A 13,000-nucleotide genomic window follows, 5' to 3' on the forward strand; every position below is an offset into this window, starting at 1 on the left:
AAAAATAAACTCAAAAAGCGAATGTTCCGGAATAAAAAAATGGCCCTACCAGCCCTACCGGCAGTTCTTTTATCGATGATCAGTATACAATCCGGTGCTTCACTGGCCAAACAATTATTTCCGGTTTTAGGAATTAGCGGTGTGGCAACCCTTCGGATAGGTATTTCGGCCATGGTATTGTATGGGTTTTTCCGACCGGATTTCCGAAAACGAACACGAAAAGAATTACTACTAGGTCTGCTATACGGATTATGCCTCGGAGCCATGAACCTGATCTTTTATTTTGCGATCCAACGTATTCCGTTAGGATTGGGCGTAACCTTGGAATTTTTAGGACCATTGGTATTGGCATTGGCCGGATCGCACAAGCTACTGGATTGGATTTGGGCGTTATTGGCCGGGCTGGGAATTTTCCTTATAGCTCCATGGAATGAAGACACTGTAGACGTATTGGGAATTATACTGGCGATACTTGCCGGTGCCTTTTGGGCGGGTTATATCGTGATAGGTGGAAAGATTTCAAAAATGATGAAAAGCGGCGATGCCGTAACACTTGGTATGTTATTTGCGTCTCTGTTTGTGATTCCATTTGGGGTTTTTAGTGGCGATCTGAATGTATTGAACGGTAATTTACTACTATTAGGATTGGCAGTTGCTTTACTTACCAGTGCAATTCCATTTAGTCTCGATATGGGTGCTTTGCGACAATTGCCCTCCAAAACATTTAGCATTTTGATGAGCTTGCATCCGGCATTTGCAGCTTTATCCGGTTTACTCTTTTTAAACGAACAATTAAGCCTTATACAGGCAATCGCTATAACCTGTGTCATTGCAGCCAGTATAGGCGCTACCCTAACAATTAAGAAGAAATAAAGTATCGGTTTTTAATATGAAAAATGTATTTAAAATCGTGGTATTTTGTGTTAATGATTTATTTTTTGGTTAAAATGATGAATATTTTTATAAATTCGTTATTCTAACCAAAACTACTATGCCAAAAATTACACTACTGATTGCATTATTTTTCTTTCAAATGACCGGCGCTCAAACACCCGATTGGGAATGGGTCAGGAGTATGGACGGAAATCTTAATAATTGGGCACGCTGCGTGACTGTTGATAATAATGGTGATGTTATTGTTGTTATCGATTTTGTAGGATCTTCCATATCATTTGGAGATATAACACTGACAAGTGATAATCCTTCTCATTATTATAGCGAGATTGCAATTATAAAATACGATAATCAGGGAAATGTGTTATGGGCTAAAAATTATGGCGGACCCAAAGCGGATATTCCATCTGCAGTGACGACAGATAATAATGGAAATATTTATCTGATAGGGCGATTTGAGGATGCTATTACGTTTGGTTCTTTTACATTAAATGCTACAGGGAAAAGCGCATTTATAACAAAGCTGGACGCTACCGGGAACACTATTTTTGCCCGGAAAATTATACAGGAAGATGCTTTTACGTTTTATGCGGCTATAAAAACCGATACTTCCGGGAATGTTTATCTGACCGGTTCTTTTAATACAGCGACAGCCACATTTGGAACAATTAGTTTTAATAACGAAGGTTGGACAGCGAATGCGCCTTGGGCTCAACGACCTTATGTGGCAAAAATGGATAGTGAAGGGAATTATATTTGGGTGAAAGTCCCGAGAAGTCCGAATGCTGAAACGAAAACAGTTGTAGCCTACAGTCTTGATATTGACGCTGAAGGGAATGTGTATTCGGGTGGATATTTTGCCTGTAATACGCTTCAGTTCGGGACAATCGTATTAAATAAAACGACCAATGGACCGGATGATAAAAATATATACCTGGTTAAATATGATCCTAACGGTAATGAGCTATGGGCGCGTAATGCAGGAAGTAGCTCCGAAAATAAAAGTGCTCACCTTTGGTCGGTAAAAGCCGATTTGGACAATAACGTATACGCAGCCGGTCATTTTGCGAATGACATACGTTTTGACAATATAACCTTGCAACCTCCTGGTCAGGCGGGACAACTATTTGTTGTTAAGTATGATGTAAATGGCAATGTACTTTGGGCGAAAACAGCGATCAACGAATCGGGAATCAATCAGATACAAGGTTTGGCTATTGATGAAGCAAATAATCTGTATGCCGCCGGAATCTTTTCAAATATTCCGCAAATCGATTTTGGAAATGAAGTCGTACTAACAAACCCGACATCGTTCGAAGGAGCGCTTTTTCTGGTAAAATTTACACCGGAAGGTGAAGCGGTTTGGGGACGAAAAGCATTGCCGTTTAATGGAAATTGCCTGGTGGATATCTATTGTAAATCGGAAAATGAAATCTATTTGTCCGGTTCTTATGCTTATGCGATGACTTTTGGAAATCATGCAGTGGAAAAACTGGATGGGATTTACGATCAGTTTCTGGCAAAGTTGTCTTTCGATCCATTAAGCACCACCAACTGGAATGCGCATACGATTAAAGTATATCCAAACCCTGTCAAAGATCAATTGTTTATCAACCAACCGGAAGCTTACACCAACTATTCGGTATATAATGTTTTCGGAGCTAAAATAACAAGCGGGATGATCCGTCCCGAAACCGGACCGATTAATGTTGGTTTCCTTTCGAAAGGTGTTTATCTGTTGCAATTATCAAATAGCGAATCAAAAACCGAAACGATCAAAATCATAAAAGAATAACAAGCCGGATCGGACTATAGAAGTCTGATCGTTATAATCATAATTAGAAGCTGCAATGCAAAAAATGATCCTTTTAATAGCTTTTTTTGGTGTGCAAATTGCCTTTTCACAGATTCCCGACTGGCATTGGGCTCGTAGTATGGGCATACATTATAATAGCGTAAAACAATTTACTGCAGTCGATCCTAATGGAAACAGTATTGTGATTACCGATTTTATAACACCATCGATAACCTTCGGAAACATAACCGTATACAACGATAGTCCATCCTATTATTATTCGGATATTGCTATTGTAAAATACGACAATCAAGGGAATGTGGTATGGGCCAAAGCCTATGGCGGTCCGAGAGTGGATCAGGCCACCGCGATTACAACCGATACAGCGGGCAATTTCTATATAGCCGGTGGATTTTTAGATACGATTACCTTCGATTCCGTTACTTTAACTGCCGACCCATCCGGAGTAGCCGGAAATTTTATCGCAAAATTCGACACGAATGGAAACCTTATTTTCGCCAAAAAAGTTACCAACGATTCTTCAGGAACGGTAATTCGTATGATTAAAACAGATAATGCTGAAAATATTTATCTCACGGGATTTTTTAATACCCCTTCGATACAGATGGGAGCGATCACATTAAATTATGAAGACTATAACAGTGCGGGTTCGGGCTCATCGTATAGAACATATGTTGCCAAAATGAATAGTCAGGGGAACTACCTTTGGGCGAAAGCGTCTCAAAGTAATGAGGCGCATTACACGGGAATCATACCCTTTGGGCTTGATGTAGATACGAATGGTAATGTATATGCCGGAGGTCATTTTGGATGTAATACCATTCGTTTTGGAACCATAACATTGACAAAGACCACAACCTATAATTATAATTTCAACATGTATCTGGTGAAATACGACAGCAACGGAAACGAAATCTGGGCTCGTAATGCCGGCAGCAGTTACGATAACGGCACCTGTACGCTGGCTGTAAAAACCGATTTAAACAACAATATATATGCGGCCGGTTATTTTTCGAATACAGTAAGTTTTGGAAGTGCAATATTGAGTGCAAGTGGTGGCTCCCAACAATTTCTTGTAAAATATGATACAAATGGAAATGTACTTTGGGCTAAAGCTGCCAATTCCGGTTCGGGTTATAATGCGATTCATTCGATGGATATTGATGGAAATAATAACGTGTATACAGCGGGAACCTTTGGTAATGCCCAGTTAAATTTTGGAAACGGAGTACAACTGACAAACGCTGTTGTTCCGGATGGAGCTGTTTTTGTTGTAAAATATACACCCGGAGGCGATGCTGTTTGGGCCAGAAAAGCCGCTTCGCTTAATATAAATAATACGTTGAATCTTGTTTGTAAATCGCAAAACGAGTTGTATATCTGTGGTACGTTTAATAATCCGACGATGACTTTTGGAAACCAGACGGTGACAAAATCGGAAAATAATTACGATTTGTACCTGGCGAAATTGTATTACGAACCATTAAGTACGACCGACTGGAATGCGAATAAAGTTCAGGTGTATCCAAACCCTGTCAAAGATCAATTGTTTATCAACCAACCGGAAGCTTACACCAGCTATACAGTATATAATGTTTTGGGAGCTAAAATAACAAGTGGAATGATCCGACCTGAAACCGGATCGATTGATGTTAGTGAGCTTACAAAAGGCATTTATATACTACAGCTATCGGATAACGAATCAAAAACGGCTGTGATAAAAATTATAAAAGAATAGCAAGCCCCGACAGATCCTACACCTGACAGGTTTTAAAAACCTGTCAGGTGTGAATAAGTTATTTCTGGGGAATAGGAATTGTATCGTTTTGAATAGGGACTTTACTATAATAAAGAGGGGTATTAATAAGTTGATAATAAACAGGGCTGCTATCCAATATTTTACTAAGATCGATATCTTTTCTGATATAAGGAATATCTTTATGGATCATACAAGAAGAGAATAAAGCAATGATAATTAGAACTAAATACTTCATCTTCATTTATTTTGCATATAGGCCGCCAAAGCATTTGTTGTTAAGAACTTGTGTAGCCGGACTTGCGGGAGTGAAATTGTTGTGGATATCATAATATCCATAGATCCAACAGCCTCCATTGTATTTCTGTTGCAACTTATATCCGGATCTTGATGGAAATTTTTTTCGGGAAGAAGGATTAAGTAGGCTTTGACGATACATTTTTTTTATAATAATTTCGGTGTATTGATTTGTATCTGTATTAAGAGCCTTGACTACGTCATATAATTTAGATTCTATAACTAGTGGTGCAGTAGAAATGATTTTTACAGCACAAAGAATAGAATTTTCTTTTGAATTGTTTCCCAAAGAGGTATTGTCATGAGTACTACAACTAATAGTTGTAAGTAACAAACATAGCATACAAAAGAAATAAAAAGGTAATTTTTGACATAAGGATAAGTTTTAAATGACAGGCAGATGCCAACGTTTGCATAAAAGCAGAAATAAAAAATCCCTCTGACATAAAATTGCCGAGAGGGATTGTTTTATAAAGTTAGCCAAATCAGGAATAAAATCAAAAGGGCTACTTTAGAAAATCAGGGTCAATATAGGACGGATTAGGGTATTTATAAAACCCTTCACCGGTGGCGACACCCAGTTTTCCAGTATCGATAAAATGGGTTTTCAGATAGTCCACCACTTTTTGTTCGTGGCCGTTTTTGGTCTTTTCGGCTGCAATTTTATTAATATTATAGGCCGTAGTGATTCCTACGACATCCAATATACCAAAAGGACCAACAGGCGCACCGGTTGCCACCATCCAGGTTTTATCGATGGTTTCCACATCGGCGACACCTCTTACCAAAAGTCCGAGTCCGGCACCCAACAAAGGTACCAGTAAAGAGTTCACAATATAACCCGGTTGTTCTTTATGTAAAGGTAAAGCCACCATTCCGATCGATTTAGCAAAAGCGACAACTGTATCAAAAACCTGAGAACTGGTTCCCGGATGTCCCATGATTTCAGCAGTATTGTGTTTCCATATTTCATTGGCAAAATGTAATGCTAAAAAACGTTCCGGCCGGCCGGTAGCAGCTGCAAACTGACTTGGTAATAAGGTGGACGAGTTTGACGCAAAAATGGTCTTTTGAGGCGCTACGGTAGCCAGTTTTTGATAGAAATCAATTTTGATTTCCGGATTTTCAGGAACGGCTTCAATGAGCAGATCACTGTCGGCAACTGCCTTACCTAAATCGGAAAAATAACGAATGTTTCCAATAGCTTTTTGAATTTGATCTGACGTTGCTTTCAGATCTTGCTTATAGGCTTCTCCCAGTTTTTGAAACGTTACTTTGGCTTTCTCCAGTAGTGCCTCGCTGATGTCATAAACATTTACGGTATAGCCGTGGAATGCTGTTTGAAACGCGATTTGCGCTCCCAAAACACCACTTCCGGCTACAGTTACAATTTGAATCGGCATGATGAATATTTTTTAGTTATATCGAGTTTTATGCAGTATTGATTTTTATGATTTCCGGGATAGCAATTGGAAATTATATCAAGTTAAAATTACATAATTTGGATCAAAAACCGAAAACAGAATATGTGTTTTAAAAATAAAAAGTTGCTTTTTTAATGAGGATACGACTGCTGTAAAAACCGTAACTTTAAAAGAAAAAACGATGAAAATAAAAGTGTGTATAGCCGGTGCCACCGGATGGGCAGGTTCAGCGTTGAGCCGTGGCGTGGCAACCGATCCGGAATTGGAATTGGTTGCCGGAATTTCAAGAAAAGCAAAAGGGCAGAATCTTTCGGAGCTATTAGGATTGGAAACGGCTCCAGTTCCGGTATATGAAACCGCTTCGGAGGCATTGAATGCTGTAAACTGTGATGTTTTCGTCGAATTTACCCAACCCGATAGTGCCAAAACAAATGTTATAACAGCTATTCGTAAAGGTGTTCATGTTGTAATCGGAACTTCTGGTCTAACCGATGCGGATTATAATGAGATAGCAGCACTGGCGGATGAACATAAGGTGGCGGTACTTGCAGTGGGAAATTTTGCGATTACTGCGGTCTTACTACAGAAATTTTCGGAGATGGCAGCAAAGTATATTCCGAATTTTGAAGTGATCGATTATGCCGATGATCGAAAAGTGGATGCGCCAAGCGGTACGGTACGCGAACTGGTAAAAAGACTGTCGGAAGTACAGGTTCCGAATGAAACAGTTGCTGAAGCCGATCGGGTAGGACCACCGGAAGTTTGGGGTGCCAAAATGAATGGTGTACGCGTACATGCATTACGTTTGCCCAGTTATACCATTTCGGTCGAAACCATTTTCGGACTTACAGACGAACGACTTACGATCCGTCATGATTCCGGAACCGGAGCCGAACCTTATGTAAAAGGCGGTATACTGGCGATTAAAAAAGTAAGTAGCTTTACCGGTTTTAAAAGGGGATTGGATAGCGTAATGGATTGATAAAAGTAGCCCTGATCGGTTACCGATCAGGGCTATAGTTAGCTAGAAAGCCACTTCGTCGGGAAGCAAGCCCGATCCGCCAATATAGGGCAGGGCATCGATACGTTTCATATCGCTTTCCGAAATTTCGAAATGGTATACGTTTAGATTTTGTTTGATTCGCTCCGGAGTAACCGATTTCGGTAATGGCAGGGTTCCGTTTTGTAAGCACCAGCGGATACACAATTGTGCCACCGAAACATTGTAATTTGATGCGATTTCCAATAAAGTAGGATCGTTAAGCATTTTTCCGGTTCCCAGTGGCGACCAGGCTTCGATCAAAATGTCGTTTGCTTTACAAAATGCCACAACTTCCATCTGTAAATAACCCGGATGGTATTCGATTTGGTTGATCACCGGTTTCACGGTAGCTGTTTCCAATAAGGCTTCCAGATGATGTACCATAAAATTACTCAATCCGATCGCTTTGATTTTTCCGTCCTGATATAATGTTTCGAAAGCACGCCAGGTATCGGCATTTTTTTGCTTCCAGTCGGAAAATTGTTTGGCATTTGCCGGCCAGTGAATCAGGTATAAATCCAGGTAATCCGTTTGTAAGTCGCTTAATGTCTTTTCAAAAGCCTTTAAAGTACTTTCATAACCACGCTCGGAATTCCAAAGCTTACTGGTAATAAACAATTCTTTACGGTCGATTCCTGAATCTGCAATCGCCTGACCAATACTTTTTTCGTTTCCGTAGATCGCAGCGGTATCGATATGACGATAACCGTTTTCCAAAGCCGATTGTACAGCCAGTACTGCGGTCGCTCCGTCGGGAGTTTGCCAGGTTCCGAAACCAATTTCCGGAATGGTAACACCGTTGTTAAGGGTATAATCTGGGATGCTTTTATGCATGATTGTTGTGATTTATAGATTTATGATCAATTCAAATGTACCAATTCAAAGGTAAAGAGATGTTAAATTCGTGTTGTATTATACCTTTAATCCTCCAAAAATGCTGGTCATAATAATACTGAGAACGATTAAAGTAATGACGATATACATTTTGTCTTTTTCAAGAATAAAAGCAAATAGTGAGAGTACCACGCGCAGGATTGGTGTTGCAATCAATGCCAAAACGCCAAACTGTATGATCTCGGTAGGATTTAATGCCATGGCACCTTTAAGAATCCCTTCGAAAGTGGTATATGCTGCACCTTCTCCCTGAAAAGTATGATAGGAAGGAACAGCCGATCCGCCATGATGTGCCAGATAAGCGACCCCGCCGGCAATCGCCAGAAAACAGGCTGTTAAAACGCCATAACGCAACACTTTTCCCACCAGTTGCTGTACATCGGTATCTGAAATATGTTTTTTCATAAGGCGTCGTTTTTAAAATTTATGATGATAACCGTTATAAATCATTTCCAATGCGACAAAAGTGATCGCCACACAGAAAATAATTCGCAATACTTTCGGATCCATTCGGGTGAGGAGTTTTGAACCCGTAAAAGCACCGGCCAATACACCGATGATCACCGGAAAAGCAATTCCCGGATCCATATAACCGCGTTGTAAGTAAACAACAGCACTCGCTGCGGCCGTAACACCAATCATAAAGTTACTCGTGGTCGTACTCACTTTAAATGGGATATGCATGGTCGCATCCATCGCTAATACTTTTAAAGCGCCGGAACCAATTCCCAGTAAACCCGAAAGTACACCGGCTACGGTCATAATTGAAAAACCGGCTCCGATATTTTTGAGTTTATACGGAACTTCTCCGTTTGGAGTGGGATAGGTACTGTTTAATTTCAATTTATAAGAAAGCGGACTACCTTCAGTCAAAGCGGATTGATTTTTTTTTCGCAACGTCATCGCAGCGGAGAAAATCAGGACGCATCCAAATAAAATGGCAATCGTATTGGTAGGCGTATACACGGCTATCAATGCCCCGATAACGGCTCCAATGGTGGTAGCAATTTCGAGAAACATACCCAGTCGGATATTGGTAATTCCTTCTTTTACATACGCACTGGCCGATCCCGATGAGGTAGCGATTGAAGCCAATAAAGCCGCTCCGATAGCATAACGGATATCCACACCAAAAGCCAGTGTTAATAGGGGAATAACGACAACACCACCGCCCAAACCGGTTAGCGATCCCAAAAGACCAGCCAGATAGGCTCCCAATAAAAGGATTAGGGTAAAGGTTAGTACAGACATAATATAGCGGTTTTTAATTTGTAATCGTGCTAATTCAATACAAACATACGCTCTTTTATTTAAACATATGATGTTTTGGAATTTTTTGCACTAATTTTAACACCGGAGTTTACGGATTCTGATTCAGTATTTTTCGGAGTGTAGCGATTCCGGCGGCTTCCTGTTGTGATTTTAGTGCTTCCAGCAACTGTTCGTGCAGGTGATGGTTCATCGCAAACTGACTGATTCCTTTCGGCTCGCGGGCAGCAAAGAAATTGCGCAGAATCACGGTAAAGCCATAGTATAATTCGGCGAGTACCTTATTTCCGGAGGCAAAAGCAATCGCCATATGAAAATCGATATCGGCATTGGCACATTCCTCTGGGTTTTCGGCGAGTATGGCTGTTTTCCGACGTTCCAGACAGTGTGTGATTTCGACCAATTGTGTGTCTGTCCGGTTGGCAGTTGCGAGGCGTATGATTTCTTCTTCCAACAGTTTTCGAACGGCATTGACATCTTTAAAATCAGCCCGTTGCAAGCGTTGTTCCATATTTAGTTCCTGGTAATTGCTAGTTACCGTAGTACCGGAACCTTGTTTGACTTTAAGGATTCCCGAGATGGCCAGTGTTTTAATGGCTTCCCGTATGGTGGAGCGACCTACACCATATTTTTGCATTAATTCCGGTTCGGCAGGAATTTTTTCACCGGGTTGGTAAACTCCGTTGGCAATATCTTCTTTAATACTGTTGACAATCCTGGTATACAGTTTCATAAGCCTTATTTTATGCAAACATAAGATGTTTTAGCGATAAGACGGATGTTTTTAGGAGGGATTTATGAAAGAGTACTAAAAAAGGACTTTATTAATGCTAATAAAGTCCTTTTAAATTAAAACCGTATTGGTTTTTTATCTGTTTTTACGATTCGCAGCTACTGCAACTCACCAGATTGGTGATAAATTCTTTGGAAACACTTTGACTGCGTTGGTAATATAAGGTTTTAACGCCCAGTTTCCAGGCTTCAATCAGCAGGCTATTGACCTCTTTGATAGGCAATTCCGAGGGAATATTCAGGTTTAGACTTTGCGCCTGGTCCACAAACTTCTGACGGATAGCCGCTTGTTGAACAATCTCCAACTGACTGATTTCTTTAAAGGTTTTAAAAACATCCTTTTCCTGTTGTGACAACTCTGTAATGTGTTGCACACTACCACCATTTAGCATAATACCACGCCATATTTCTTCGTTATCCAGCCCTTTTTCCTCCAATAGTTTTTTAAGGTATTTATTTTTACGCATAAAATTCCCTTTGGAAAGTCCGGCTTTATAATAGTTACTGCTAAACGGTTCAATTCCAGGAGAGGTTTGTCCCAAAATGGCCGAAGAGGATGTGGTAGGAGCAATAGCTAACGTAGTGGTATTACGACGACCGTATCCTTTTAGCAATTCCGGTTCACCGTAAATACGTGCCAGCTCCTGAGTTGCCTTATCGGCTTTATCACTGATATGTTTGAAAATTTCGGTGGTTTTCATTTTGGCTTCCATACCTTCAAACGGAATCATGTTCTTTTGCAGGTATGAATGCCATCCTAGTACACCTAGTCCTAGAGCACGGTGTCTTTTCGCGAATTTGTTTGCAGCGGTCAGGTAATAATTTCCTTCCGTTTTTTCGATAAACTCCTGTAATACGGCATCCAGGAAAAAGATAGCCAGTTTAACGGCTTCGGTATCTTTCCATTCCTCATATAATTCCAGATTCATCGATGACAAGCAGCAGATAAACGATTCATCCTTTGTAGATGGCAACATGATCTCGCTACACAGATTACTGGCATTGATACGCATGTTGAGATCTTTATAGACCTGCGGTTTATTTTTATTCACATTATCGGAAAAGAAAATATACGGAAGTCCTTTTTGCTGACGGCTTTCGAGTACTTTGGCCCAAACATGGCGTTTTTCGGTATCACCGTCAATCATTTCCTGCATCCAGTAATCCGGTACGCAAACTCCGGTAAACAGGTTTTGAATTGGATTTCCAATGTTTTTAATTTTTAAAAACTCTTCGATATCTGGATGATCAATATCAAGATAAGCAGCAAAGGCACCCCGGCGAACCCCGCCCTGAGAAATGGTATCCATAGCAGTGTCGAATAGTTTCATAAAACTAACAGACCCGCTACTTTTCCCGTTGTCGGTTACGGCACTGCCGCGTTCGCGTAACTCTCCGAAATAACCCGAAGTACCGCCTCCGATTTTGGTTTGCATGATCACTTCGCCCAATTTATGGGTAATTCCTTCGATATGATCGGGAACGTGTACGTTAAAACAGGAGATCGGCAACCCTCTTTCGGTTCCCATATTGGCCCAAACCGGTGAACTGATACTCATCCAACCGCGTTCGATCATTTCCTGAAACGATTCTTTTAGTTCCGGGCGGAACAAACGACGTGCCGCAGCGCTACAAATCCGGTCAATGGCACCTTCTACGGTTTCTCCTTTTAAAAGGTAACCCCGGTTTAAAATTTGTTCACTTTCTGAATTTTTCCACCATAATTTTGGTAAGGGCGCATTGTCGGTTGCGATTTCGTTATTGGTTTGTGGGATATCTTGCAGCATGTTTAAAAACTCAAATTAAAATAAATCGTTAGCGGTAATACTTTTGTCATGTTTGGTATAGTCAACCGGACGTTTAGCGAAGAAATCATCCAAACTATTCGCGAATACTTCTTCTTCAAACCATGCCATAGCCTGATAGTCTTCCGGAGACACATAGAATACTTTCTCTATGCCAATCTGACTAAGACTTTCATCGATACGGAACTTCATAAAATTCACCAAATCGTGTTTTTTAATGATTTCAATTTCACCTTCTTCAAAGATCCAGTCCAGTATATCCGATTCAACGTTGATGGAATCTTTAACACTTTCGCGAATCAGGTCGATGGTTTCCGCGTCAAAATATTCCGGATGTTCTTCGCGAATTTTGTTTACGATATAAATACCGGCATTAGCATGAACCTGTTCGTCAACTGAAGTCCAGGCAATAATGTTGCTTACGTTTTTCATATAGCCTTTAAAACGGGTAAAGGCAAGAATAATCGCAAACTGACTAAATAACGATACATTTTCGATCAGGATACTAAACAAAATCAATGCCACGACATATTTTTTATTGTCTTCTGAACGGGTGTCCTGCAATACTTTCGACAAATAGTTTACCCGTTGCATGATTACGGGAATGTCCAGTAATTTTTCGAATTCGTCGTTATAGCCCAACACTTCCAATAAACGGGAATACGCTTCCGAATGGCGAAACTCACATTCGGCAAAGGTGCTACCCAATCCGTTGAATTCCGGTTTCGGGAAATGTTCATAAATATTGCCCCAAAAACTTTTTACGGCCACTTCAATTTGTGCAATAGCCAGTAAACTATGTTTGATTGCCGTTTTTTCGGATGAACTCAGATGCGAGTGAAAATCCTGCGTGTCGGCTGTAAAATCAACCTCACTGTGTACCCAGTACGATTTGTTGATAGCTTCTGTAAATTGTAGTACTTCCGGGTACTCAAATGGTTTATAGTTGATTCGTTTATCGAAAATTGACATATATATAGAATTAAAATTGAACCTGATTTGGGGAGGTAG

The 13,000-nt window shown here is 40.4% G+C and carries 11 protein-coding genes; 4 read left to right on the forward strand and 7 right to left on the reverse strand.

Features of this window, described 5'->3' with window-relative positions; all coding sequences use genetic code 11:
- The first annotated feature begins 39 nt into the window (after positions 1–39).
- The 3 genes from E6C50_RS08050 (at position 40) to E6C50_RS08060 (ending at position 4,448) form a co-directional block, all read left to right on the forward strand.
- Positions 40–873, forward strand: coding sequence for an EamA family transporter (locus tag E6C50_RS08050; protein WP_230978975.1), 834 nt, complete (start codon positions 40–42; stop codon positions 871–873).
- 118 nt (positions 874–991) lie between these two features.
- A complete protein-coding gene (locus E6C50_RS08055; RefSeq protein ID WP_136402689.1) occupies positions 992–2,689 on the forward strand; it encodes a T9SS type A sorting domain-containing protein in 1,698 nt (565 codons plus the stop codon).
- 64 nt (positions 2,690–2,753) lie between these two features.
- A complete protein-coding gene (locus E6C50_RS08060; RefSeq protein WP_168732770.1) occupies positions 2,754–4,448 on the forward strand; it encodes a T9SS type A sorting domain-containing protein in 1,695 nt (564 codons plus the stop codon).
- A gap of 821 nt (positions 4,449–5,269) precedes the next feature.
- Here the strand turns inward: E6C50_RS08060 and E6C50_RS08065 are convergent.
- Positions 5,270–6,166, reverse strand: coding sequence for a 3-hydroxyacyl-CoA dehydrogenase (locus E6C50_RS08065; RefSeq protein ID WP_136402691.1), 897 nt, complete (start codon positions 6,164–6,166; stop codon positions 5,270–5,272).
- Between the two features lie 202 nt (positions 6,167–6,368).
- Here E6C50_RS08065 and dapB point away from each other — a divergent pair, with 202 nt between their 5' ends.
- Complete coding sequence (dapB, locus tag E6C50_RS08070; protein ID WP_136402692.1) at positions 6,369–7,169, forward strand: 4-hydroxy-tetrahydrodipicolinate reductase; 801 nt, start codon at positions 6,369–6,371, stop codon at positions 7,167–7,169.
- A gap of 42 nt (positions 7,170–7,211) precedes the next feature.
- On the opposite strand, the gene E6C50_RS08075 is transcribed toward dapB, so the two are convergent.
- From E6C50_RS08075 to E6C50_RS08100, 6 genes are all read right to left on the reverse strand, one after another.
- Positions 7,212–8,063 carry an aldo/keto reductase gene (locus tag E6C50_RS08075; protein ID WP_136402693.1) on the reverse strand — a complete coding sequence of 284 codons (852 nt, stop codon included), beginning with the start codon at positions 8,061–8,063 and terminating at the stop codon, positions 7,212–7,214.
- Between the two features lie 78 nt (positions 8,064–8,141).
- Positions 8,142–8,528 (reverse strand): DUF1634 domain-containing protein, encoded by a 387-nt coding sequence (locus E6C50_RS08080; RefSeq protein WP_136402694.1) that lies wholly within the window; start codon positions 8,526–8,528, stop codon positions 8,142–8,144.
- A 12-nt stretch (positions 8,529–8,540) separates the two neighbouring features.
- Entirely contained in the window at positions 8,541–9,374 is an 834-nt protein-coding gene (locus E6C50_RS08085) for a sulfite exporter TauE/SafE family protein (RefSeq protein ID WP_136402695.1), read from the reverse strand.
- A gap of 109 nt (positions 9,375–9,483) precedes the next feature.
- Complete coding sequence (locus tag E6C50_RS08090) at positions 9,484–10,125, reverse strand: FadR/GntR family transcriptional regulator (protein ID WP_136402696.1); 642 nt, start codon at positions 10,123–10,125, stop codon at positions 9,484–9,486.
- A gap of 145 nt (positions 10,126–10,270) precedes the next feature.
- Positions 10,271–11,971: a ribonucleoside-diphosphate reductase subunit alpha gene (locus E6C50_RS08095; RefSeq protein ID WP_136402697.1), complete on the reverse strand. Its 1,701-nt coding sequence runs from the start codon at positions 11,969–11,971 to the stop codon at positions 10,271–10,273.
- Between the two features lie 15 nt (positions 11,972–11,986).
- Entirely contained in the window at positions 11,987–12,961 is a 975-nt protein-coding gene (locus E6C50_RS08100; protein ID WP_136402698.1) for a ribonucleotide-diphosphate reductase subunit beta, read from the reverse strand.
- Positions 12,962–13,000: the final 39 nt, after the last annotated feature.

Source organism: Flavobacterium supellecticarium, assembly GCF_004801375.1.
Lineage (GTDB): Bacteria > Bacteroidota > Bacteroidia > Flavobacteriales > Flavobacteriaceae > Flavobacterium > Flavobacterium supellecticarium.